This is a genomic window from Streptomyces sp. NPDC028991, from assembly GCF_055564775.1.
Genome location: NZ_JBVHVP010000003.1, coordinates 520,301 through 542,759, shown reverse-complemented (window position 1 = coordinate 542,759; position 22,459 = coordinate 520,301). Strand labels below are relative to the sequence as shown.

Below are 22,459 nucleotides of genomic sequence, written 5' to 3'. Positions count from 1 at the left end.
CGCCCGGGGTACAGGTACCTCAGGGAAGGTCCATGCTTCAAACACCGAGCGACGGTGCCGGGCACGGCGCCGTCGCCACGGACAGTGGGCTGATGAGCATCGGCGCCGTGCTGAACGCGCTGCGTGACGAGTTCCCCGACGTCACCATCTCCAAGATCCGCTTTCTGGAGTCGGAAGGCCTCGTCGAGCCGCGGCGGACCCCGGCCGGGTACCGCAAGTTCAGCGCGCACGACGTCGAGCGTCTCGGCCAGGTGCTGCGCATGCAGCGGGACCACTACCTGCCGCTCAAGGTGATCCGCGAGCACCTGGACGCGATGGAACGCGGCGAGGCCGTGCCGTTGCCGACGCTGGGCCGGCAACGGGACGGGGAGACCTTCCCGGACCTCGCCGAGGGGCCCACGGTGGCCCGGATCGGGCGGGACGAGCTGCTCGCCGCGGCGGGCGTCGGCGAGCAGGAGCTGAAGGAGTGGGAGTCCTACGGGCTCCTCACTCCGCTGCCCGACGGGGCCTATGACGCCGAGGCGGTCACCGTGGCGTCACTGGTGGTGGAGCTGGGACGGTTCGGCATCGAACCGCGGCACCTGCGGGTGATGAAGGCCGCCGCGGACCGGGAGGCCGGGCTCGTGGACCAGGTGGTGGCCCCTCTGAAGCGCCACCGCAACCCCCAGACCAGGGCCCACGCGGAAGCCCGTGCCAAGGAACTGGCGGGGCTGGCGGTGAAGCTGCACGCGGCGCTCGTGCAGACCGCCCTCGGGGTACGGCTGCCCTGAAACGGGCGCGTTCGCGGACCCGGAACGTCCACCCGGCCCCGGCCCGACTACCCAAATGTCCCGGGCACGGCCTAGGGTTGCTGTGTGAACGAGCTCGATGTCGTAGGTGTCCGGGTCGAGATGCCCTCCAACCAACCGATCGTGCTGCTGCGCGAGGTGGGAGGCGACCGCTACCTCCCCATCTGGATCGGGCCGGGGGAGGCGACGGCGATCGCCTTCGCCCAGCAGGGCATGGCTCCCGCACGGCCGCTGACCCACGACCTGTTCAAGGACGTGCTGGAAGCCGTCGGCCAGGAGCTCACGGAAGTACGCATCACGGACCTGCGTGACGGGGTCTTCTACGCCGAGCTGGTCTTCGCGAGCGGCGTCGAGGTGAGCGCCAGGCCGTCCGACGCCATAGCGCTGGCCCTGCGCACCGGAACGCCGATCTACGGCAGCGACACGGTGCTCGACGACGCAGGCATCGCCATCCCGGACGAGCAGGAGGACGAGGTGGAGAAGTTCCGCGAGTTCCTCGACCAGATCTCGCCGGAGGACTTCGGGACCAGCAATCAGTGAGGCGCGCGGGGCAAGATCCTCCAAGGCGCCGCGCGGACCCTCCTCCGGGCACATTCGGCTAGCCTTTCCCCGCGGTTGGGCACGCGAAACCACTCGTAGGGTGATTATCACTCGGCGTGCCGAGTGTGGCGATCGTTGACGCACCCTTGGTGACTGCCTACCGTCGAGGAGGCAGGTCAAGGACGGAGGTCGGCGTGAGAATCAGCGGCGACGGTACGGCTGGGGGTGGCCCCGGGCAGAGCCTCGGGGCAAGCGGTCCGTACCCTCCCACGAGCTCTCGGCTCCGCGCCGGCGGGGGGCATCCCCGGCACGGCGGGGCGGCCGACCCCGCTCCGCAGCGACCGGCTGCCGTGCCGAGCAGCGGAGGGGCTACGTCCATGGCGTCCGAGCAGATCGGCTACCGCGGGCCGACGGCCTGCGCGGCCGCCGGTATCACCTACCGGCAGCTCGACTACTGGGCCCGTACGGCTCTGGTCGAGCCCAGCGTGAGACCCGCGCACGGATCCGGCACGCAGCGTCTGTACGGCTTCCGCGACGTGGTCGTGTTGAAGATCGTTAAGCGCTTCCTGGACACCGGGGTGTCGCTGCAGAACATCCGCTCCGCCGTCCAGCACCTCAGGGAGCGCGACTTCCGTGACCTGGAGCGCGTGACGCTGATGAGTGACGGAGCCACGGTCTACGAGTGCACCTCGCCCGACGAGGTGCACGCCCTGCTCCAGGGCGGGCAAGGCATCTTCGGTATCGCCGTCGGCGTGGTCTGGCGCGACGTGGAGAGCGCCCTCTCACAGCTGCACGGGGAACGGATCGACACGGGGGAGACCCTGGTCGGGCACAATCCGGCCGACGAACTGGCGCGGCGGCGCAACCGGGCGGTCTGACACACGCGGGCTGAACCGCGGTCTGCACACGCGCCCTGAACACCACAGCGGCGCGAGCGGGGCATTGTCAGTGGCGTAGGGCAGCATCGGAGATGTGAGAACCGCGCCCACGATCCTGCATCTCGACATGGATGCCTTCTTCGCCTCGGTGGAGCAGGCGTCCAAGCCGAGTCTGCGCGGGAAGGCGGTCGTCGTGGGCGGGCTCGGGCCGCGCGGCGTGGTCGCCACCTGCTCCTACGAGGCGCGGGTCTTCGGCGTCCACTCGGCGATGCCCATGGGCCAGGCGCGGCGGCTCGCACCCAACGCCGCGTACCTCGTCCCGCGCTTCGAGCTCTACCGGTCGATCAGCGAGCAGGTGATGCGGCTGTTGCGCGAGCTGTCACCGCTGGTGGAGCCGCTGAGCCTGGACGAGGCCTTCGTGGACCTGGAGGCCGGTGGGACGGCCCGGGACGCCGAATCGGCGCGGCTGGCCGGGGCGAGGCTCCGCGCGGACATCCGCGCCGTCACCGGCGTCGCCGGGTCCGTGGGACTGGCCGCCTCCAAGATGCTCGCCAAGATCGCTTCGGAACAGGCCAAACCCGACGGGCTGGTCCTCATCCCGCCGGGGACGGAGCGGGCCATGCTCGAGCCGATGACCGTGCGGACGCTGCCCGGGGTGGGGCCGGCCACCGGAGACCACCTGCGGCGGGCCGGGATCACCACGGTCGGGGAAATCGCCGAGGCGGGCGAGGACGAGCTCGTACGGCTGCTGGGCAAGGCGCACGGGCACGCCCTCTACGCCATGGCACTGGCCCGCGACGAGCGGCCCGTGGTGGCCGAGCGGGAGACCAAGTCGGTGTCCGTCGAGGACACCTACGACGTGGACATCCACGACCGGGTGCGGGTCGGCGTGGAGGTCGGGCGGCTGGCCGACCGGTGCGTGCGGCGGCTGCGCGGGTCCGGGCTGTCCGGGCGGACCATCGTGCTCAAGGTGCGCCGGTACGACTTCTCCACGCTGACCCGCTCCGAGACGCTGCGCGGGCCCACGGACGACCCGGCGGTGGTGCGGGAGGCCGCGGCCCGGCTGCTGGACTCCGTGGACACCACCGGGGGCGTGCGGCTGCTCGGGGTCGGCGTCAGCGGGCTCGCCGACTACACGCAGGAGGACCTGTTCGCGCAGGCGGCGGGGGACCGCGCCGACGAAGTCACCGAGGAGCCCGACGCCGAGCCCGTTCCCGAGGACCGGCCGGTCCCCGTCGAGCGCCGCTGGCCGTCGGGTCACGACGTGCGGCACGCGGAGTACGGACACGGGTGGGTGCAGGGCAGCGGGCTGGGGCGGGTCACCGTGCGGTTCGAGACGCCGTACTCGGAGACCGGCCGGGTGCGGACCTTCCCGGTGGACGACCCGGATCTGACACCGGCGGATCCGCTGCCGCTGGTCCCGCCGCCCGTGCCGCGAAGACCTGGGGACACCGGGCCCGCGACCGCCGGGGCCGACCGGGGCCTCGACACGGGCATCGACACGGGCATCGACACGGGCCTCGGCCCGGAGGCCGGCCCGGGCCACGGTACGGGGCCTGACGCGGAGACCGGCACCAAGCCCGACGCGGAGACCGGCATGGGGGTCGGAGTGGGAATCGAAACGGGGATCGGTATGGAGACGGGCATGGACACCGGCATGGGGATCGGCATGGGGAACGGCACGGGGCCCCATGCGGGGGCCGGCCCGGCAGGGCGGGAGCATGCGGCCCCCGGTCAGGGCGTCGTCCGGCGTACAGGGGCGCCGGAGGCCGGTGGCGCCTGATCGGCGAGGCCGGCCGAGCGGGGTCCGCCGCATCCGGGACGCGCGGGCGGGAAGGAGGGCACCGACGAGAGCGCCGCCCAGGCCGTCAGCTCTCCTCCTTGCCCTGGCCCGCCAGTTTGCCGAAGTCGTGGTCGGGGGCCGGGGGAGGAGCGGCCACGTCGAGGCCGTAGTGGTGGTAGAGCTGGAGTTCCTGTTCCGGCGAGAGGTGGCGGCCGACACCGAAGTCGGGAGCCTCCTTGATCAAGGCCCGGTCGAAGGGCACGCGCAAGGTGCCGTCGACCAGCTCGCTCGGCTCCAGGGGCACGAAGGCGTCCCGGCTGAACAGCCCGGTGCGTATGGCCGCCCATTCGGGGTCGCCGGTGGCGTCGTCGAGATAGACCTCGTCGACGGTGCCGATCCGGGTGCCGTTGCGGTCGAACGCTTTTCGGCCGATCAGGTTGCGCGGGTCGATGTCGGTACGCACGAGGCCCTCCACTTGATCGCACTGGGGTCGCGCACCAGCCGACCAACCAGCCGCCGAAATCATCCGTAGTACTACAAAAGAGCACATAGGGCCGGTCGGCCACTCGAGGTCCGTCGGCGACCTCGCTGGTACCCTGGCAAACGGCTGCTGACCCCGCGCGGGAGAGTCCTCCGGACACCACCGGAGGCGCCGAAGGAGCAAATCCTCCCCGGAATCTCTCAGGCTCACGTACCGCACGGACGAGGTCACTCTGGAAAGCAGGGCGGGTGTCGACGGCTTCCGCTCTCACCGACGGTGAAAGCCGGGAGAGCCTTCGGGCCCGCCCGGTGAAGCTCTCAGGTCGAGATGACAGAGGGGGAGGCCGTACGGGTACCCGCGCCGTGGTGCCCCTCGAAGGTCGTCAGACCAGGAGGCCTCCGCAATGACCACCCATCGCACTCCGCTCTCCGAGCTCGAACAGGCAATGCCTTTCGAGCAGCGCCACATCGGCCCCGACCACGAGGCACGGGCCAAGATGCTCGCGCAGGTCGGTTACGGTTCGCTCGACGAGCTGACGGCCGCCGCGGTGCCGGATGTGATCAAGAACGCCGACGCGCTCGACCTGCCCGGCGCGCGATCCGAGGCCGAGGTGCTGGCCGAGCTGCGCTCGCTCGCCGACCGCAACCAGGTCCTCGACTCCATGATCGGCCTCGGCTACTACGGCACCTTCACCCCGCCGGTGATCCTGCGCAACGTCATGGAGAACCCGGCCTGGTACACCGCCTACACGCCGTACCAGCCGGAGATCTCCCAGGGCCGTCTCGAGGCCCTGCTGAACTTCCAGACGATGGTCGCCGAGCTCACCGGTCTGCCGACCTCCGGCGCCTCGCTGCTCGACGAGGGCACCGCGGCCGCCGAGGCCATGGCACTCTCCCGGCGCATGGGCAAGAACAAGAAGGGCCTCTTCCTGGTCGACGCGGACGCCCTGCCGCAGACCATCGCCGTGATACAGACCCGCGCGGAGCCGACCGGCGTCGAGGTCGTCGTCGCCGACCTGAGCGAGGGCATTCCCGCCGAGGTCGCGGAGCGGGAGATCAACGGCGTCCTGATCCAGTACCCGGGTGCCTCCGGTGCCGTCCGCGACATCAGGCCGGTCGTCGACCGGGCGCACGAACTCGGCGCCCTCGTCACCGTCGCCGCCGATCTGCTCGCGCTCACCCTGCTCACCTCGCCCGGCGAGCTGGGCGCCGACATCGCGATCGGCACCACGCAGCGCTTCGGCGTGCCGATGGGCTTCGGCGGGCCGCACGCCGGCTACATGGCGGTGCACGAGAAGTTCGCGCGCAGCCTGCCCGGCCGCCTGGTGGGTGTCTCCGTGGACGCGGACGGCAACAAGGCCTACCGCCTCGCCCTGCAGACCCGCGAGCAGCACATCCGCCGTGAGAAGGCCACCAGCAACATCTGCACCGCGCAGGTGCTGCTCGCCGTCATGGCCGGCATGTACGCCGTGTACCACGGGCCCGAGGGGCTGCGGGCCATCGCACGGCGCACCCACCGGTACGCCACGGTCACCGCCGCGGGTCTCGCGGCCGGCGGCGTCGAGATCGTCCACGGCGCCTACTTCGACACCGTCACCGCCCGGGTGCCCGGCCGGGCCGCCGAGGTCGTCCACGCCGCTCGCGAGAACGGCGTCAACCTGCGGCTCGTCGACTCCGACCACCTGTCGTTCGCCTGCGACGAGACCACCACGCGTGCCCAGGTCGGCGGCGTGTGGAACGCCTTCGGCGTCGAGGGCGACATCGAGGCGCTGGACGCGGCGACCGAGGAGACGCTGCCCGAAGCGCTGCTGCGCACCGACGACTTCCTCACCCACCCCGTCTTCCACCAGTACCGCTCCGAGACCGCGATGCTGCGCTACCTGCGCCGCCTCGCCGACCGGGACTACGCGCTGGACCGCGGCATGATCCCGCTGGGCTCCTGCACCATGAAGCTCAACGCGACCACCGAGATGGAGCCGGTCACCTGGTCCGAGTTCGGGCAGCTGCACCCCTTCGCGCCCGCCGAGCAGGCGCAGGGCTACCTCACCCTCATCCGTGAGCTGGAGGAGCGGCTCGCCGAGGTCACCGGGTACGACAAGGTCTCGCTGCAGCCGAACGCCGGGTCGCAGGGCGAGTTCGCCGGCCTCCTCGCCGTGCGCGCCTACCACCGCGCCAACGGCGACGACCAGCGCACCGTCTGCCTCATCCCGTCCTCCGCCCACGGCACCAACGCCGCGAGCGCCGTCATGGCCGGCATGAAGGTCGTCGTCGTCAAGACCGCCGAGGACGGCGAGATCGACGTCGACGACCTGCGCGCCAAGATCGAGAAGCACCGCGACGAGCTCTCCGTGCTGATGATCACCTACCCCTCCACGCACGGCGTCTTCGAGGAGCACGTCGCCGACATCTGCGCCCGGGTGCACGACGCCGGCGGCCAGGTCTACGTCGACGGCGCCAACCTCAACGCCCTGGTCGGCCTCGCCAAGCCGGGCCACTTCGGCGGCGACGTCTCGCACCTGAACCTGCACAAGACCTTCTGCATCCCGCACGGTGGCGGCGGTCCCGGCGTCGGCCCCGTGGCCGTACGGTCGCACCTGGCGCCGTACCTGCCCAACCACCCGATGCAGCCCGCGGCCGGTCCGCAGACGGGCGTCGGCCCGATCTCGGCGGCGCCGTGGGGATCGGCCGGCATCCTGCCGATCTCGTGGTCCTACGTCCGGCTGATGGGCGGCGAGGGACTCAAGCGCGCCACACAGGTGGCCGTGCTGTCCGCCAACTACATCGCCAAGCGCCTGGAGCCGCACTTCCCCGTGCTGTACAACGGCCCCGGCGGGCTGGTCGCGCACGAGTGCATCATCGACCTGCGCCCGCTGGCCAAGGCGACCGGCGTGAGCGTCGACGACGTCGCCAAGCGGCTGATCGACTACGGCTTCCACGCGCCGACGATGTCCTTCCCGGTGGCCGGCACGCTGATGATCGAGCCGACCGAGTCCGAGGACCTGGCCGAGCTGGACCGGTTCTGCGACGCGATGATCGCCATCCGCGCGGAGATCGAGAAGGTCGGCTCCGGCGCCTGGCCGGCCGACGACAACCCCCTGCGGGGCGCGCCGCACACCGCCGGTGCGCTGGCCGGCGACTGGGACCACGCGTACTCGCGCGAGGAGGCCGTGTTCCCGGCCGGGGTGTCCGCCGCCGACAAGTACTGGCCGCCGGTGCGCCGCGTCGACCAGGCCTTCGGTGACCGGAACCTCGTCTGCTCCTGCCCGCCGCTGGACGCCTACGAGGACTGAGCCCCGTATACGACGAGAGGCTTCGCGCGCGCCCCCAGGGGCCGTACGGAGCCTCTTGTCGTGCCGTCGTGCCGTCGTGCCGTCGTGCCGTCGTGCCGTCGTGCCGGGTCGTGCCGTGCGCCCTCTCCGGCATCGGGTCAGGCGGTCGCGAGTGACACCTCGGTCGACTTGACGAGCGCGACGACGGGGACGCCGACGGACAGCCCGAGGTCGTCGGCGGCCTCCCGGGTGATCGCGGCGGTCAGCTCGGCGCCCTCGACGGCGACCCTGACGGAGGCCATCGCGTCGCCGGCGGCGAGGGCGGTGACCGTACCGGGCAACTGGTTGCGGATGGACAGCCCCTGGACGCGCGCGGTGGCCAGGGAGACCTCGGTCGACTTCACCAGGGCGCGGACGGCGCTACCGGCGGCGAGGGACAGGTCTTCGGCCGCGTCCCTGGTGATCGCCGCGGTGAGGTCCTGGCCGCCGGAGAGGCGGACCCTGACCGTCGCCATTGCCTCGCCCGGGGTGACGGCGGTGACGGTGCCGGGGAGCTGGTTGCGGATGCTCAGGCTCATGGGGGCACCGTAGCCCGCGGATGGTGTCATGCCGGGTATGCGTGGGTCTGCGTCGCCTTGACCGTCGCCCACACCGGTGCGCCCGGGTGCAGGCCCAGCTCGGCCGCCGCGACCGTGGTGAGGTCGGCGGCGAGCGGGAGTTCGCCGGTGAGGTCCACGCGGATCTGGTCGCCGTGGGTCTCCAGGCCCGCGACCTCGCAGTGCCACAGGTTGCGGGCGCTGGAGCCGGCGGGGCGTTCCCCGTACAGGGTCACGGCGCCCGGCGGGAACGCCACGAAGACCGGACCGGACAGGTCCTCGGTGGTGGTGATGGCGGGACCGGTGTCGAGCCGCACGGTGTGGCCGTCTGCCCGGCCGCGGTAGAGGTTGAGGCCGACCAGCTGCGCGATGTAGTCCGTACGCGGCCGGCGGGCGATGTCGGCGGGCCCGCCCTCCTGGACGACCCTGCCGTTCTCGACCACCACCAGCCGGTCGGCCAGCACCATGGCGTCCAGCGGGTCGTGCGTGACCAGTACGGCCACGGCCTCGAACTCGGCCAGGTGACGGCGGAGCTGGGCCCGGACCTCCAGCCGCGTGCGGGCGTCGAGTGCGGCGAGGGGCTCGTCCAGCAGGAGCAGCCGGGGGTTGGTGGCCAGCGCGCGGGCGAGGGCGACGCGCTGGGCCTGGCCGCCGGAGAGCCGGCGCGGCTTGGCGCCGGCGTGGTCGGCGAGCCCCATGCGGTCCAGCCACGCGGTGGCCCGGGCCCGGGCCACCGCCTTGCTCGCGCCCCGGCAGCGCGGCCCGAAGGCCACGTTGTCGAGCGCGGTCAGGTGCGGGAAGAGCAGGTAGTCCTGGAAGACGACGCCGACCGGGCGGGACTCGGGCGGTATCCGGTCCAGCGCGGTGCCGTCGAGGCGCAGACGGCCGTCCGTCAGCGGTTCCAGGCCGGCGAGCGCGCGCAGGGCGGTGGTCTTTCCGGCGCCGTTGGGGCCGAGGAGGGCGACGACGTCGCCGGGGGCGGCGGTCAGCGCGACGTCCAGTCGGAAGGCGCCGCGGTCCACGACGAGCCGCGCGTCGAGGCCGCCGCCGGGCGCGTGGCCGCCGGTGGGGTCCGTGGCCGCGGTCGGTTCGTCGGTGTCGGTCATGTCGTCCTCGTCCACTGGGCCGGACGCCTCGTCCGGCCCGTCACGATGCCCTCGTCCGACCTTCGTGTGACTGGTCGCGGTGGCCTTGCCTGGTTGGTCGTGGCGCCTTCGGCCAACCTTCGTGTGACTGGTCGCGGTGGCCTCGTCCGGCCCGTCACGATGCCCTCATCCAGCGGTCCCGGAGACCGGCCAGTACGGCGATGGAGACGGCCAGCAGCACCAGGCTGAGGGCGATCGCCGCCGCCGGGTCGTTCTGAAGGGCGAGATAGACCGCCAGGGGCATGGTCTGGGTCTGTCCCGGGAAGTTGCCCGCGAACGTGATCGTCGCCCCGAACTCACCCAGCGCCCGCGCCCACGCCAGGACGGCGCCCGCCGCGATGCCCGGCGCGATCAGCGGCAGCGTGACCCGGCGGAACGCGGTGAAGCGGGAGGCCCCCAACGTGGTGGCGGCCTCCTCGAAGCGCGGGTCGGCGGCGCGCAGGGTGCCCTCCACGCTGATGACCAGGAACGGCATGGCCACGAACGTCTCCGCGAGGATGACGCCCGTCGTCGTGAACGGCAGCGTGAGTCCGAACCACGCGTCCAGCCACTGCCCGATGACGCCGTTGCGCCCGAACGCCAGCAGGAGTGCCACGCCGCCCACCACCGGAGGGAGTACGAGCGGCAGCGTCACCAGCGCGCGGACGAGGCCGCGGCCGGGGAAGTCCGTGCGGGCCAGCAGCCAGGCCAGCGGCACACCGACGACCAGGCTCAGCGCGGTGGCCGACGTGGCGCACAGCAGTGACAGCCGCAGGGCCTCCCACACCTCGGGGCTGGTCAGCTGGTCCGGGAGGCTGCGCCAGGGTGCCCGTGCCAGCAGGGCGAGCAGGGGCAGCAGCAGGAACGCCAGGCCGGCGAGGGCGGGGACCAGCAAGGGGACCGGAACCATGCGGCCGCCGGTCCTGGCGGGGCCGGACTTCCTCATGGCGTGCGGAACCCGGAGTCCGTCAGTACGCGCTGCCCCGCGGCGGATTTCACCAGCGCGACGAAGGCCTTCGCCGCGCCGGCGTTGGGCGCGTCCTCGAGGACGGCGATCGGGTAGTCGTTGACGGCCTCGGCGGCCTCGCGGAAGTCCACGCCCGTCACCTTGTCACCGGCGGCCTGCACGTCGGTCCGGTAGACGAGGGCGGCGTCGGCCTCCTTCAGCTCCACCTTGGTCAGGGCGGCCTTGACGTCCTGCTCGTAGGAGACCGGGGTGAGTTCCAGGCCGCCGGCTTCGAGTGCCTTGCGTGCCGCGGCGCCGCATGGCACGGTCTCGTCGCACAGCACGACCTTGAGGCCGGACGCGGTGAGGTCCTTCAGGGAGGAGACCCCCTCGGGGTTGCCCGGCAGGGTGGCGATCTCCAGCTGGTTGCGGACGAAGACGGATGGTTCGCCCGCCGTGGCACCGGCGTCGGTGACGGCGGCCATCGTCTTCGGGCTGGCGGAGGCGAAGACGTCCGCCGGGGCACCGCTGGTGATGCCCGCGGCGAGGGAGTCGCTGCCGCCGAAGTTGAAGGTGACCTCGGTGCCCGGGTGCTCCTTCTCGAACTTCTCGCCGAGCGCCGTGAAGCTCTCCTTGAGCGAGGCTGCGGCGAAGACGGTGACCTGGCCGGAGACCTTCGCGGAGGAGCCGGCGGAGCCCGGTTCCTCCCGCGAGCCGGTGGAGGACGAGCAGGCGCTCAGGGCGAGCAGCATGGCGGCCCCCGCACCGGTCGCCCGCAGGCTCCGGCGGATGCGGCGGGACCTGCACACGGAACGGGTCATCACGGGCCACTCCCTCTGCGTTCTCTGGCAGGAGTCCGACAGGCCCGGTGACCGGGCGCACGGCGGGCTCCCCGTTGCGCCGATCATACTTCCGCATCTGCCAGGGATAAGTCTCCTGTCGCATCGCATAAGCGAGCTGGAGTCGTCGAACGTCTTGCATGTGCGTTCGTACGGGATGCGATGCGGTCGTCACGCCTTGTCGATATGCACGTTCGTCGACTTCACGCGGGCGGTGGCCTCCATGCCGACCTCCAGGCCGAGTTCCTCCACCGCCTCACGGGTCAGGAGTGAGACGAGCCGGTGCGGGCCGGCCTGGATCTCCACCTGGGCGGCGACGTCACCGAGCTTGATCGCGGTCACGATGCCGGGGAACGCGTTGCGAGCCGAGGTGTACGGGGTCTCCTCGTCGGTGCCGCCGGAGCGGGCGAGTTCGACCGAGAACGCGGCCAGGCCGCGTCCGTCGACGAGCCGCCGCCCACCCTCGTCGCGGTGCGTGGCGAGCCGGCCCGCGTCGGCCCAGCGGCGGGCGGTGTCCGGGCTGACGCCGAGCAGCCGCGCCGCCTGGCCGATGGTGTAGGACTGCATGCCGGTCACGATAGGGCGCGGTAGGGGGACCGCGGACGCGGGGTCGGCCGTATGCCATAACGCGATGCAGCTGGTGCCCGGCCCGGGTGCCGTAAGAGATCCGTCAAAGCGGCACAGGCCACCGTATGGGACCCGTCAACGGTGGCCGTATCCGGTCGAACAGGGGCTTTGCTCGAAGCGTCCTAGTCGCAACCGAATCTCATTCCAGGAGCTCACGATGGCCGACCTGGCCTTCGTCGTCACCACGATCGCGGTCTTCGCGCTGGTGGCCCTCGTCGCCAAGGGGGTGACGAAGCTGTGACCCCCGAGCACATCATCGGCCTGCTCGTGGCCGTCGCCCTGCTGGGCTATCTCGTCCTCGCCCTGATCTTCCCGGAGAGGTTCTGAGAGTGCCCATGGGTTCCGTAACCGCCGGCGTGCTCCAGCTGCTCGCCCTCATCGGCGCACTGGCTGTCGTGCACGTCCCACTGGGCAACCACATGGCCCGCGTCTACTCCTCCGACAAGCACCTGCGGGTCGAGAAGTGGATCTACAAGGGCATCGGCGCCGACCCCGACACGGAGATGCGCTGGACCGCGTACCTGCGCGGTGTGCTCGCCTTCTCCTTCGCCGGGGTCCTCTTCCTCTACCTGTTCCAGCGCGTCCAGGGTGTCCTGCCTGGCTCGCTCGGTTTCGACTCGGTGGAGCCGGCGCAGGCCTTCAACACGGCCGCGTCCTTCGTGGCCAACACCAACTGGCAGTCGTACAGCGGCGAGCAGACGATGGGGCACGTCGTGCAGACCGCCGGTCTCGCCGTGCAGAACTTCGTCTCCGCGGCGGTCGGCATGGCCGTGGCCGTGGCCCTCGTCCGGGGCTTCGCCCGCGCTCGCACCGGCGAACTGGGCAACTTCTGGTCGGATCTGGTGCGCGGGGTCGTCCGGGTGCTGGTGCCGCTGGCCGTCGTCGGCGCGCTGGTCCTGGCCGCCCGCGGGGTCATCCAGAACTTCTCCGGTATCCACGAGGTCGGCCAGTTCACGGGCGGATCGCGGCAGTGGAACGGCGGTGCGGTCGCCTCACAGGAGGCCATCAAGGAGCTGGGCACCAACGGCGGCGGCTACTTCAACGCCAACAGCGCCCACCCCTTCGAGAACCCGACGCCGTTCACCAACCTGTTCGAGATCTTCCTGATCCTGCTCATCCCGGTCTCCCTGACCCGGACCTTCGGTGTCATGGTCGGCTCGGTCCGCCAGGGGTACGCGATCCTCGCGGCCATGGCCACCATCTGGGTCGGCTTCGTCGCCCTGATGATGTGGACGGAGTTCGCCCACCACGAGGGCGCGCTGCGGATCGCGGGCGGCGCCTTGGAGGGCAAGGAACTGCGCTTCGGGGCCGGCGGCTCGTCGATCTTCGCGGTGACCACGACGCTCACCTCCACCGGTGCCGTCGACTCCTTCCACTCGTCGTACACCGGGCTCGGCGGCGGCATCGCGATGCTGGGCATGATGCTGGGCGAGATCGCGCCCGGCGGCGTCGGCTCCGGGCTCTACGGCATGCTGATCATGGCGATCATCGCGGTGTTCATCGCGGGGCTCATGGTCGGCCGCACGCCGGAGTACCTCGGCAAGAAGACCGGCCCCCGCGAGATCAAGCTGGCGGCCGTCTACATCCTCGTCACCCCGGCGCTGGTGCTCGTGTTCACCTCGCTGTCGATGGCCCTGCCGACCCCGCCGAACTCGATACTCAATCCCGGCGCCCACGGCTTCTCCGAGGTGCTGTACGCCTATACCTCCGCCTCCAACAACAACGGCTCGGCCTTCGCCGGTCTGAACGCGAACACCGACTGGTTCAACACCACGACCGGCCTCGCGATGCTGCTCGGCCGCTTCCTGCCGATGGTGTTCGTCCTGGCCCTGGCCGGCTCGCTGGCCGCGCAGCAGCCGGTGCCGGCCACCTCGGGCACCCTGCGCACCGAGCAGCCGATGTTCACCGGTCTGCTGGTGGGCGCGATCCTGATCATCGTCGGTCTCACCTACTTCCCGGTGCTGGCGCTGGGCCCGCTGGCCGAGGGGCTGGCGTGATGACCACTCGCGCACCGAAGCCCGGCGCACCGGAGCCCGGCTCGTCCGATCCCGGCGCACCGAAGCCCGGCGCACCGAAGCCCGGCTCGTCCGATCCCGGCTCGCGTGATCCCGGCTCGCGGAAGCCCCTCACACAGAAGCCCTTCACACAGAAGTCCCTCATACAGAAGCACGAGGACTCCATGTCCACAGCCACTCAGACCCGGCCGCCGTACAGCGACGTACCCACCGGCCGGCCGTCCGCCGAGAGCCGTGTCGGCGGGGGGAGCTTCGAACCCGCGCAGCTGATGGCATCGCTGCCCGAGGCGTTCCGCAAGCTCGATCCGAGGGTGATGGCCAAGTCGCCCGTGATGTTCGTGGTGTGGATCGGCTCGGTGCTGACCACCGCCTTCTCCGTCACGGACCCCGGGGACTGGTTCGGCTGGACGGTCAGCGCCTGGCTCTGGCTGACCGTGCTCTTCGCCAACCTGGCGGAGGCCGTGGCCGAGGGCAGGGGCAAGGCGCAGGCCGACACGCTGCGCAGGGCCAGGACCGGCACGGTCGCCCGCCGGGTGGACGGGAGTACCGTCCCGGGTACCGACCTGGGCGTCGGCGACCTGGTGGTCTGCGAGGCCGGTGACGTCATCCCGGGCGACGGTGACGTCGTCGAGGGTGTCGCGGCGGTCGACGAGTCGGCCGTCACCGGTGAGTCGGCGCCCGTCATCCGCGAGTCGGGCGGTGACCGCAGCGCCGTCACCGGCGGGACCAAGGTCCTCTCCGACCGCATCGTCGTCAGGATCACCAGCAAGCCGGGTGAGACCTTCGTCGACCGGATGATCAACCTGGTGGAGGGTGCGGCTCGGCAGAAGACGCCGAACGAGATCGCTCTGAACATCCTGCTCGCCTCACTGACCATCGTCTTCCTGCTGGCCTGCGCGACGCTGACACCGCTCGCCGACTACGCGGGCGCCGAACTGACGCTGGTCGTCCTCGTGGCCCTGCTGGTCTGCCTGATCCCGACCACGATCGGCGCCCTGCTCTCCGCGATCGGCATCGCGGGCATGGACCGCCTGGTCCAGCGCAACGTGCTGGCCATGTCGGGCCGCGCCGTCGAGGCCGCCGGTGACGTCTCCACGCTGCTGCTGGACAAGACCGGCACGATCACGCTGGGCAACCGGCAGGCGGCCGAGTTCGTGCCGGTGCGCGGCACCACCGAGGCCCAGGTGGCGGACGCAGCCCAGCTCTCCTCGCTGGCCGACGAGACGCCCGAGGGCCGCTCGGTCGTCGTCCTCGCCAAGGAGCGGTACGGGTTGCGTGAGCGGCACCAGGGCGAGCTGACCGGCGCCGAATGGATCGAGTTCACCGCGCAGACCCGCATGTCCGGCGTGGACGTCGACGGCCGGAGGATTCGCAAGGGCGCGGCCGGTTCGGTGACCGCCTGGGTGCGCGGGCGCGGCGGCGAGGTCGCCGAGGACACGGAGCGGCTGGCCGACGGCATCTCCGAGGCGGGCGGCACGCCGCTGCTGGTCGCTGTCGAGGACGGCGACGGGGCCCGCGTCCTGGGGGTGATCCACCTGAAGGACGTCGTCAAGCACGGTATGCGGGAGCGGTTCGAGGAACTGCGGGGCATGGGCATCAAGACCGTCATGATCACGGGTGACAACCCGCTGACGGCCAAGGCGATCGCCGACGAGGCGGGAGTCGACGACTTCCTCGCCGAGGCCACGCCCGAGGACAAGATGGCCCTGATCAAGCGCGAGCAGGCCGGGGGAAAGCTGGTCGCGATGACCGGCGACGGCACGAACGACGCGCCCGCGCTCGCACAGGCCGACGTCGGGGTGGCGATGAACACCGGCACGTCGGCCGCCAAGGAGGCCGGCAACATGGTCGACCTCGACTCCGACCCGACCAAGCTCATCGAGATCGTCGAGATCGGCAAGCAGCTCCTCATCACACGGGGCGCGCTCACCACGTTCTCCATCGCCAACGACGTCGCCAAGTACTTCGCGATCATCCCGGCACTGTTCGCGGCCGTCTACCCCGGTCTGGACAAGCTCAACGTCATGCGCCTGTCCTCGCCGGACTCGGCGATCCTGTCGGCGGTCGTCTTCAACGCGCTGATCATCGTCGTGCTGGTGCCGCTCGCCCTGCGGGGCGTGCGGTACAAGCCGATGAGCGCCGACCGGATGCTCCGGCGCAACCTCGCGGTCTACGGCCTCGGCGGACTGGTCGCGCCCTTCGCCGGCATCAAGATCATCGACCTGCTCCTGTCCCTCATCCCCGGAATCGGTTGAACGCCATGAACAACTCGGTATCGAACACCGCGCGGTTGCTCGGGGCCGGCCTGCGCGCCCTCCTCGTGCTGACCCTGGTGACGGGCGTCATCTACCCACTGGCGGTCACGGGCATCGCCCAGGCGCTGTTCAACGGCAAGGCGAACGGCTCGGAAGTCTCGGCGGACGGCCGCGTGGTGGGCTCCTCGCTGATCGGGCAGTCGTACGACCTGCCCCTGAAACCGGGGCAGGAGACGCCGGAACCCGATCTGAAGTGGTTCCAGGGCCGCCCCGCCAACGGCCTGGGGGAGAACACCGTCAACACCCGGTACCGGCTGATCCTGTCCGGCGCCACCAACCTGGCCGCCGACAACCCGGAACTCGTCGAGCGGGTGAGGGCGGCGCAGGCCGCCGTGGTCGAGGACAACTCGGTGCCCGGCCACCGCGTCGACCGGTCCGACATCCCCGCCGACGCGGTGACCTCGTCCGGTTCGGGGCTGGACCCGGACATCTCCCCGGACTACGCCGAACTGCAGGTTCCCCGGGTCGCCCACGAGAACGGCCTGCCCGTCGCGAAGGTACGGGGGCTCGTCGACCGGCACACCGAGGGCCGCACCCTCGGCTTCATCGGCGAGCCTCGGGTGAACGTCCTCGAACTGAACCTCGCCCTCAAGAAGCTCACGGCGAAGGGCTGAGCGGGAACGCCGGGCCGCGTCGGCGCGGCACGGGCGAGCGGGAGCCGGCGGCTCGGGGGCGACCCGGTGCTCAGGCCGGTGCTCAGGCCGGTGAGGGGGTGGCGGGCCTGCGGCCCGTTCAGCCGGTCCCGGGCGTGGGTGCCGTCAGCCGGTCCTGGGCGGGGTGCCGTCAGCCGGTCTTCGGCGGGGGTGCCGTGCTCGAGCGGAGTACGAGTTCCGTGCCCAGTTCCACCCGCGGGGAGTCCGGCTGCTGGTCGCGGGTCAGGCGGAGCACCGTACGGGCGGCGAGCTTGCCCATGTCGGCGAGCGGCTGGCGCACGGTCGTCAGGGGCGGGGACGACCAGCGGACCTCGGGGAGGTCGTCGAAGCCGACGACGCTCACGTCCTCCGGCACCCTCAGCCCACGTCGGCGCAGCGCCTCGATCGCGCCGAGCGCCATCTGGTCACTGGCCGCGAACACGGCCGTCGGCGGCTCGGGCAGCCCCAGCAGGGCGTCGCACCCCGCGAAGCCGGACTCGGGGCGGAAGTCACCGGGCGCGATCAGGGACTCGTCCACGGTGACACCGGCGCCTTCGAGGGCGGTGCGGTAGCCGTCGAGGCGGGCCCGAGAGCACAGCAGCCGGGGCGGGCCGGCGATCAGGCCTATCCTGCGGTGTCCCAGGGCCAGCAGGTGCTCGGTGGCCGCCATGCCGCCCGACCAGTTGGCGGCGCCGACGGTGGGCACGTCCAGGGCGGGGGAGCCCGCCGGGTCGACGACCACCAGCGGGACGCCGAGAATCCGCAGCTCCTCGTGGAGGACCGGCTCCAGGTCCGAGGTGACGAGCACGACGCCGCCCGAGGCCCGGGCACGCAGGTTCCGCATCCATTGCCGGGCGTCGCCGGAGCGTCCGTGGATCGCCGACACCACGGTGCCGATCCCGGCCGAGTGGGCGACCTCCTCCACCCCGCGGACGATCTCCACCGCCCAGGGGCTGTCGAGGTCGTTGAAGACCAGGTCGATCAGGGCGGCACCGCGGCCGGGGGCGGCGGCGCGTTTGCGGTAACCGTGGCGACGCAGCAGGTCCTCCACCCGTGCCCGGGTCCCCGGTGACACGTCCGACCTGCCGTTCACCACCCGGGACACGGTCGGCACCGAGACGCCCGCGCGCCGGGCGATGTCCGTGATCGTGACCCTGCTCCGGCTGCCGGAAGCCGCCCCGGCACCGGCCTCGTCTGCTGCCACTTCCCCCACCTCCGTCGACGCGCACCGTGAAACTTCCAGGAGTCTTCCGGAAACCGGGCGTGCGGGGGAAGGCGCTCCGGAGCGCAAAAGGACACCATGACCGCGACAGCACGGGGGATCACGCGGGGTGACCGGCCCCGGACACACGTCGGGGCCGGTTCGCAGACGATGCCTGCGGGCCGGCCCCATGGGTCACCGGGCGGAGTGGCGTCACACCGCCCGGTCCGTGCTCAGGCGGCGGTCGTCAAACCCGCACCGACAGGACGGTGCGGAGCGATGACCTGGCCGTCCGGCAGGAGCTCACCGGTGTCCTCGAAGAGGACGACGCCGTTGCACAGCAGGCTCCAACCCTGCTCCGGGTGGTGCGCCACGAGGCGGGCGGATTCCCGGTCGGCGGAGTCGACTGAAGGGCACGGTGGCTGGTGCTGGCACATGAGTGGGGTCTCTCGGTCTGTTGAGTCGGGTGAGGTCGCTGTCTTGTCTGTCCCGCGGCGTGAAGCTTCGTTCATGGCCGCCCCCCGTTGTGTAAGTCGGTCCGAACCCAGTGTTGCCCCACGGGCCTCGATCCGCAGGTATTTCGCAGCACCGCTTCTCACAGGTTGATGACGCGTCACCCGCGCGGACGGTTCATCTCAACTGCACTGTCACTTCGGATGGTTCGGTATGGCCCTCTGGGGCTAGTCCGCACGGGTCGGGAGGCGGCCGACGGAACGGGCGGTCAGGCGGGGGAGCGCAGCCGTCGGGCCGGCGTCACCCGGAGGGTGAGGACCGGCAGCAGATCGGCGACCTGGTGCGGCCGGTGGGCCGCGATGCCGGGAGGGGCCGGCGCCAGCGGCACCAGCAGGTCGGTGGCCGCGGGGTGTCCGGCGGCGGCGTCCGCCGTGCGGTCGCCGTGCAGCCACAGCGTGAGCATGTAGAGCCCGGGAACCGACAGCAGACGCGGCTGGTAGGCCTGGGGCACCGACTCGGCCTGGCGCAGCGCCTGCTCGGTCGAGGCGACGTAGGGTCCCTCGAAGAAGTGCGAGAACGCCCATCCGTCGGGGGTCAGCATGGTCTCCGCCGCCGCCACCGCGCGGTCGCCGCAGCGGATGAGGAAGCGCCAACCGGTCAGCCGCGTCGCCGCCACGCCTTCCGCCGTGATCCGGTCCAGGACGTGCACGGGAAGCGGGAGTTCGGGCGTGCCGGGCCCCTGGGCGCCGAGCAGGGAGGGGGTCCGGGCGTCACGGACCGCCGTGGGAGAAGACAGGGCGGTGAGGACGGAGCGCAGGGCGGGCGCGGGGGCCGGGGAGACGTGCAGGGGCATGATGGGTCGCCTCTCATTCGAAGGCACGGTGGCGCGAGGGCGGAGCGGGGCGGACGACGCTGTCAGCTCACGGGGCTGGGAAGGCGGAGGCCGGGGTCCGGGAACCGAGAAGGGGGTGAGGCCTGCCGCGTCAGCTCCACGGCAGGATCCATCGACCGTGGGCGCCGGTCATCCGCCTTGTCTGCGGAGTTTATACGACATGTGTTCAGACTGTGTTTCAACTAGCGGATTCCGGTAAGCCGTACAAGGCTGCATTCGGTCGTCGATATGCGGGAATCCTCCGGATTTCGCGCCGGGTGTGCGACGGTGACCTCGGGGAATGCTCACCGAGCGGTCGGCCAATTGTCGTCGGCGTTTTTCACGACTTCCCGGCCGTGGAAACTGCTCGACGCGTCATGCCGCGTGAATGTGCCACCGGTCACATCGGCACAGCGTAGCGGCTGCCGGGCCGGTGCGGGGACGTTATCGATCGCTTCGGCTGGGCATCATCCCACCTGTCCGGCCACCGGCGGCCGGATCTCCGACTCATCGCTCCGAGAAGGGACTCTTCCATGGGGGAGAAGGTCGCGGCAGGTCAGTTCGACCTGTCCGATCGCCAGCGCTACCGCGAGAAGCTCCAGCGGTGCCTGACGGGCTTGGAGCGACTTCTGGCGGAGAAGCGGTTCGATCGTCCGAAGAACCTGATGGGGCTGGAGATCGAATTGAATCTCGTCGGTGCCGACGGGATGCCGAAAATGTTGAATGCGCAAGTCCTGGAGCGCATCGCGAGCCGCGACTTCCAGACAGAACTCGCCATGTTCAACCTGGAAGTCAACATCGCTCCACATCGGCTGGGCGGCCGCGTTTTCGATCGTCTCGCCGAGGAGATCCGTACGTCTTTGGCGTATGCGGACCGCAAGGCGGGGGAGGTCGACGCCGGTATCGCGATGATCGGCATTCTGCCGACACTGGACCGGGACGACCTGGTCTCCTCCAATCTCTCCGCGGTCGACCGCTACGCCCTCCTCAACGAGCAGATCGTGGCCGCACGCGGCGAGGACTTCACCCTCGACATCGAGGGCGTCGAGCGTCTGACCTGCACCTCCAAGTCCATCGCCCCCGAGGCCGCCTGCACCTCGGTGCAGTTGCACCTCCAGGTGACCCCGGACCGCTTCGCGGCCGTGTGGAACGCGGCCCAGGCGGTCACCGCCGCGCAGATCGCGGTCGGCGCCAACGCGCCTTTCCTGTTCGGCCGGGAGCTGTGGCGCGAGTCGCGGCCCCCGCTGTTCCAGCAGTCCACCGACACCCGTCCGCCCGAGCTCCAGGCGCAGGGCGTCCGGCCGCGCACCTGGTTCGGTGAGCGGTGGGTGACCTCGGCGTACGACCTGTTCGAGGAGAACCGGCGCTATTTCCCCGCGCTGCTGCCGATCTGCGACGACGAGGACCCGCTGGAGGTGCTGGACGCGGGCGGCGTGCCCTCGCTCTCCGAACTCGTCCTGCACAACGGCACCGTCTACCGCTGGAACCGCCCGGTCTACGACATCGCCGACGGCGTCCCGCACCTGCGCGTGGAGAACCGCGTCCTGCCCGCGGGCCCCACCGTCACCGACGTCATCGCCAACGCGGCCTTCTACTACGGCGTCGTACGGGCGCTCGCCGAGGAGCCCAGGCCGCTGTGGACCCGGCTGCCGTTCGAGGCCGCCGCCGCCAACTTCGAGGCCGCGTGCCGCCACGGCATCGACGCCCGCTTCGAGTGGCCCCGGCGCGGCCGGCTGGGCGGCACCACAGAGGTCGACGCCGCCGTCCTGGTGCGCGACGAACTGCTGCCGCTCGCCGAGGCCGGGCTGGACGCGTGGGGCGTGGAGCCCGCCGACCGGGACCTGTACCTCGGCGTGATCGAGGAGCGCTGCCGGCGCCGGGTGAACGGCGCGTCATGGCAGGCGGCCACCTTCCACCGGGCACTGGAGGCCGGCCTGTCCCGCGAGGCCGCCCTGGCCGCCACGACCCGCCGCTACGTCGAGCTCATGCGCGAGGGCGACCCCGTACACCTGTGGCCGGTGGGCCTGCCGGAGCCGGCACCGCTGGGCTGAGACGCCCGGGGCGCGCTGGGGCTTGAGAGCGCCGGGGCCCGGGGAACCGCCCGGGCGCCCGTAGAGCGCCCGTGCCCTCGGGCCCGGGCGCCCGGAGAGCGCCAAGGCCCGAGGGCACTGCGCCGGCCCCGCCGTGGCCGGCGGGGCCGCCCCCGCCGTGCGTCGCCTCATACTGATCGGGCAAGCTGTGACGTCCCAGCTGGAGGCAGGTGTGCATGGCGGAGGCGGGCCCGGTGGACGATTCGTTCCCTCACAAGCCGGTGGACGGGGGGCCGGTCACCGACGAGCGGCTCTCGCGGCGGATCCTGCGTGACGAGACGCTGCTCGTCCTGGCGCTGTCGCTCGGTGCCAGTGGCGTGTCCGCCCTCATCAGCTTCATCGGTTCGGTCACCCGGCCCGGCGGACTCAAGGACCAGGCGGCCACCCTCAACGCCTCCGCCGCGCCCGGCCGTCCCTGGCTGGACCTGGCCTGGCAGCTGTTCGGGATCACCACGGCGCTCGTCCCGGTCGCCCTCGTCGCGCACTTCCTGCTGCGGGAGGGGCGCGGCCTGCGCACCCTCGGCTTCGACCGCACCCGTCCGTGGCCGGACCTCGGCCGCGGGGCGGCCGTCGCTGCCGTCATCGGCAGCACCGGTATCGCTTTCTACCTGGCCGCCCGGGGCCTCGGCTTCAACCTCACCGTGGTGCCCGAGGCGCTGCCCGAGGTGTGGTGGAAGTACCCCGTACTGATCCTCTCGGCGGTGCAGAACTCCGTCCTGGAGGAGGTCATCGTCGTCGGCTACCTGCTGCGCCGGCTCGACCAGCTCGGCTGGAGCCCCGGGGCGTCCCTGGCGGCCAGTTCGGTACTGCGCGGGTCCTACCACCTCTACCAGGGCATCGGCGGCTTCATCGGCAACATGGTGATGGGCGTCGTGTTCGTGTACCTGTACCGCCGCTGGGGGCGAGTGGGCCCGCTGGTCGTGGCGCACTCGCTCCTCGACATCGGGGCCTTCGTGGGCTACGCGCTGCTGGCCGGGAAGGTGGACTGGCTGCCGACGGCGTGATGCGGAGG

Annotated in this window: 19 protein-coding genes, 1 pseudogene and 1 riboswitch; of the genes and pseudogenes, 11 read left to right on the top strand and 9 right to left on the bottom strand. The window is 71.5% G+C overall.

From position 1 onward, the window contains the following. The first annotated feature begins 32 nt into the window (after positions 1 to 32). The 4 genes and pseudogenes from ftsR to ACZ4V1_RS10170 form a co-directional block, all read left to right on the top strand. On the top strand, positions 33 to 770 hold the full coding sequence (gene ftsR, locus ACZ4V1_RS10185) for a transcriptional regulator FtsR (RefSeq protein ID WP_468332270.1): 738 nt from the start codon (positions 33 to 35) through the stop codon (positions 768 to 770). A gap of 84 nt (positions 771 to 854) precedes the next feature. Next, entirely contained in the window at positions 855 to 1,328 is a 474-nt protein-coding gene (locus tag ACZ4V1_RS10180; protein WP_030189411.1) for a bifunctional nuclease family protein, read from the top strand. 194 nt (positions 1,329 to 1,522) lie between these two features. Continuing rightward, complete coding sequence (locus ACZ4V1_RS10175; protein ID WP_468332267.1) at positions 1,523 to 2,206, top strand: MerR family transcriptional regulator; 684 nt, start codon at positions 1,523 to 1,525, stop codon at positions 2,204 to 2,206. 94 nt (positions 2,207 to 2,300) lie between these two features. Then, positions 2,301 to 3,626: pseudogene (locus tag ACZ4V1_RS10170) on the top strand (DNA polymerase IV); the annotation flags it as partial. 448 nt (positions 3,627 to 4,074) lie between these two features. Here ACZ4V1_RS10170 and ACZ4V1_RS10165 read toward each other — a convergent pair. Next, on the bottom strand, positions 4,075 to 4,452 hold the full coding sequence (locus ACZ4V1_RS10165) for a PRC-barrel domain-containing protein (protein ID WP_468332264.1): 378 nt from the start codon (positions 4,450 to 4,452) through the stop codon (positions 4,075 to 4,077). A gap of 148 nt (positions 4,453 to 4,600) precedes the next feature. Continuing rightward, positions 4,601 to 4,696: riboswitch (glycine riboswitch) on the top strand. 177 nt (positions 4,697 to 4,873) lie between these two features. Here ACZ4V1_RS10165 and gcvP point away from each other — a divergent pair. Further along, on the top strand, positions 4,874 to 7,759 hold the full coding sequence (gcvP, locus tag ACZ4V1_RS10160; protein WP_468332261.1) for an aminomethyl-transferring glycine dehydrogenase: 2,886 nt from the start codon (positions 4,874 to 4,876) through the stop codon (positions 7,757 to 7,759). Positions 7,760 to 7,896: 137 nt separating this feature from the next. On the opposite strand, the gene ACZ4V1_RS10155 is transcribed toward gcvP, so the two are convergent. The 5 genes from ACZ4V1_RS10155 to ACZ4V1_RS10135 all read right to left on the bottom strand — a co-directional run bounded on the left by ACZ4V1_RS10155 (position 7,897) and on the right by ACZ4V1_RS10135 (position 11,810). Beyond that, complete coding sequence (locus ACZ4V1_RS10155) at positions 7,897 to 8,316, bottom strand: TOBE domain-containing protein (RefSeq protein ID WP_468332258.1); 420 nt, start codon at positions 8,314 to 8,316, stop codon at positions 7,897 to 7,899. A gap of 26 nt (positions 8,317 to 8,342) precedes the next feature. Next, the gene (locus ACZ4V1_RS10150; RefSeq protein WP_468332255.1) at positions 8,343 to 9,440 is read right to left on the bottom strand and encodes an ABC transporter ATP-binding protein; all 1,098 of its coding nucleotides are present in this window, start codon (positions 9,438 to 9,440) and stop codon (positions 8,343 to 8,345) included. A gap of 154 nt (positions 9,441 to 9,594) precedes the next feature. After that, the gene (locus tag ACZ4V1_RS10145; RefSeq protein ID WP_468332252.1) at positions 9,595 to 10,404 is read right to left on the bottom strand and encodes an ABC transporter permease; all 810 of its coding nucleotides are present in this window, start codon (positions 10,402 to 10,404) and stop codon (positions 9,595 to 9,597) included. Continuing rightward, entirely contained in the window at positions 10,401 to 11,225 is an 825-nt protein-coding gene (gene modA, locus ACZ4V1_RS10140) for a molybdate ABC transporter substrate-binding protein (protein ID WP_468332249.1), read from the bottom strand. The genes ACZ4V1_RS10145 and modA overlap by 4 nt, the downstream gene beginning before the upstream one ends. A gap of 189 nt (positions 11,226 to 11,414) precedes the next feature. Then, a complete protein-coding gene (locus ACZ4V1_RS10135) occupies positions 11,415 to 11,810 on the bottom strand; it encodes a TOBE domain-containing protein (RefSeq protein WP_468332246.1) in 396 nt (131 codons plus the stop codon). A gap of 297 nt (positions 11,811 to 12,107) precedes the next feature. Between ACZ4V1_RS10135 and kdpF the strand changes: the two genes are divergently transcribed. From kdpF to ACZ4V1_RS10115, 4 genes are all read left to right on the top strand, one after another. Next, complete coding sequence (kdpF, locus tag ACZ4V1_RS10130) at positions 12,108 to 12,197, top strand: K(+)-transporting ATPase subunit F (RefSeq protein ID WP_468332243.1); 90 nt, start codon at positions 12,108 to 12,110, stop codon at positions 12,195 to 12,197. An 8-nt stretch (positions 12,198 to 12,205) separates the two neighbouring features. After that, positions 12,206 to 13,867: a potassium-transporting ATPase subunit KdpA gene (kdpA, locus tag ACZ4V1_RS10125; protein WP_468332240.1), complete on the top strand. Its 1,662-nt coding sequence runs from the start codon at positions 12,206 to 12,208 to the stop codon at positions 13,865 to 13,867. A 182-nt stretch (positions 13,868 to 14,049) separates the two neighbouring features. Next, positions 14,050 to 16,140, top strand: a complete 2,091-nt coding sequence (gene kdpB / locus ACZ4V1_RS10120; RefSeq protein ID WP_468332237.1) for a potassium-transporting ATPase subunit KdpB — start codon at positions 14,050 to 14,052, stop codon at positions 16,138 to 16,140. A 5-nt stretch (positions 16,141 to 16,145) separates the two neighbouring features. Next, complete coding sequence (locus ACZ4V1_RS10115; RefSeq protein WP_468332234.1) at positions 16,146 to 16,814, top strand: potassium-transporting ATPase subunit C; 669 nt, start codon at positions 16,146 to 16,148, stop codon at positions 16,812 to 16,814. Positions 16,815 to 16,983: 169 nt separating this feature from the next. Here the strand turns inward: ACZ4V1_RS10115 and ACZ4V1_RS10110 are convergent, their stop codons facing one another. From ACZ4V1_RS10110 to ACZ4V1_RS10100, 3 genes are all read right to left on the bottom strand, one after another. After that, positions 16,984 to 18,036: a LacI family DNA-binding transcriptional regulator gene (locus ACZ4V1_RS10110; RefSeq protein ID WP_468332232.1), complete on the bottom strand. Its 1,053-nt coding sequence runs from the start codon at positions 18,034 to 18,036 to the stop codon at positions 16,984 to 16,986. 230 nt (positions 18,037 to 18,266) lie between these two features. Further along, a complete protein-coding gene (locus ACZ4V1_RS10105) occupies positions 18,267 to 18,470 on the bottom strand; it encodes a DUF5999 family protein (RefSeq protein ID WP_468332229.1) in 204 nt (67 codons plus the stop codon). A 284-nt stretch (positions 18,471 to 18,754) separates the two neighbouring features. Then, a complete protein-coding gene (locus tag ACZ4V1_RS10100; protein ID WP_468332226.1) occupies positions 18,755 to 19,339 on the bottom strand; it encodes a hypothetical protein in 585 nt (194 codons plus the stop codon). 551 nt (positions 19,340 to 19,890) lie between these two features. Between ACZ4V1_RS10100 and ACZ4V1_RS10095 the strand changes: the two genes are divergently transcribed. Next, positions 19,891 to 21,408 carry a glutamate-cysteine ligase family protein gene (locus tag ACZ4V1_RS10095; protein WP_468332223.1) on the top strand — a complete coding sequence of 506 codons (1,518 nt, stop codon included), beginning with the start codon at positions 19,891 to 19,893 and terminating at the stop codon, positions 21,406 to 21,408. Between the two features lie 215 nt (positions 21,409 to 21,623). After that, complete coding sequence (locus tag ACZ4V1_RS10090) at positions 21,624 to 22,451, top strand: CPBP family intramembrane glutamic endopeptidase (protein WP_468332220.1); 828 nt, start codon at positions 21,624 to 21,626, stop codon at positions 22,449 to 22,451. Positions 22,452 to 22,459 lie beyond the last annotated feature (8 nt).

Excerpts from the sequence above, each read along its gene's own strand:
- ftsR (WP_468332270.1), top strand. The coding sequence starts at position 33 with ATGCTTCAAACACCGAGCGACGGTGCCGGGCACGGCGCCGTCGCCACG.
- gcvP (WP_468332261.1), top strand. The coding sequence starts at position 4,874 with ATGACCACCCATCGCACTCCGCTCTCCGAGCTCGAACAGGCAATGCCT.
- ACZ4V1_RS10155 (WP_468332258.1), bottom strand. The coding sequence starts at position 8,316 with ATGAGCCTGAGCATCCGCAACCAGCTCCCCGGCACCGTCACCGCCGTC.
- ACZ4V1_RS10150 (WP_468332255.1), bottom strand. The coding sequence starts at position 9,440 with ATGACCGACACCGACGAACCGACCGCGGCCACGGACCCCACCGGCGGC.
- ACZ4V1_RS10145 (WP_468332252.1), bottom strand. The coding sequence starts at position 10,404 with ATGAGGAAGTCCGGCCCCGCCAGGACCGGCGGCCGCATGGTTCCGGTC.
- modA (WP_468332249.1), bottom strand. The coding sequence starts at position 11,225 with ATGACCCGTTCCGTGTGCAGGTCCCGCCGCATCCGCCGGAGCCTGCGG.
- ACZ4V1_RS10135 (WP_468332246.1), bottom strand. The coding sequence starts at position 11,810 with ATGCAGTCCTACACCATCGGCCAGGCGGCGCGGCTGCTCGGCGTCAGC.
- kdpA (WP_468332240.1), top strand. The coding sequence starts at position 12,206 with ATGGGTTCCGTAACCGCCGGCGTGCTCCAGCTGCTCGCCCTCATCGGC.
- kdpB (WP_468332237.1), top strand. The coding sequence starts at position 14,050 with ATGTCCACAGCCACTCAGACCCGGCCGCCGTACAGCGACGTACCCACC.
- ACZ4V1_RS10115 (WP_468332234.1), top strand. The coding sequence starts at position 16,146 with ATGAACAACTCGGTATCGAACACCGCGCGGTTGCTCGGGGCCGGCCTG.
- ACZ4V1_RS10105 (WP_468332229.1), bottom strand. The coding sequence starts at position 18,470 with ATGTGCCAGCACCAGCCACCGTGCCCTTCAGTCGACTCCGCCGACCGG.
- ACZ4V1_RS10100 (WP_468332226.1), bottom strand. The coding sequence starts at position 19,339 with ATGCCCCTGCACGTCTCCCCGGCCCCCGCGCCCGCCCTGCGCTCCGTC.
- ACZ4V1_RS10095 (WP_468332223.1), top strand. The coding sequence starts at position 19,891 with ATGGGGGAGAAGGTCGCGGCAGGTCAGTTCGACCTGTCCGATCGCCAG.
- ACZ4V1_RS10090 (WP_468332220.1), top strand. The coding sequence starts at position 21,624 with ATGGCGGAGGCGGGCCCGGTGGACGATTCGTTCCCTCACAAGCCGGTG.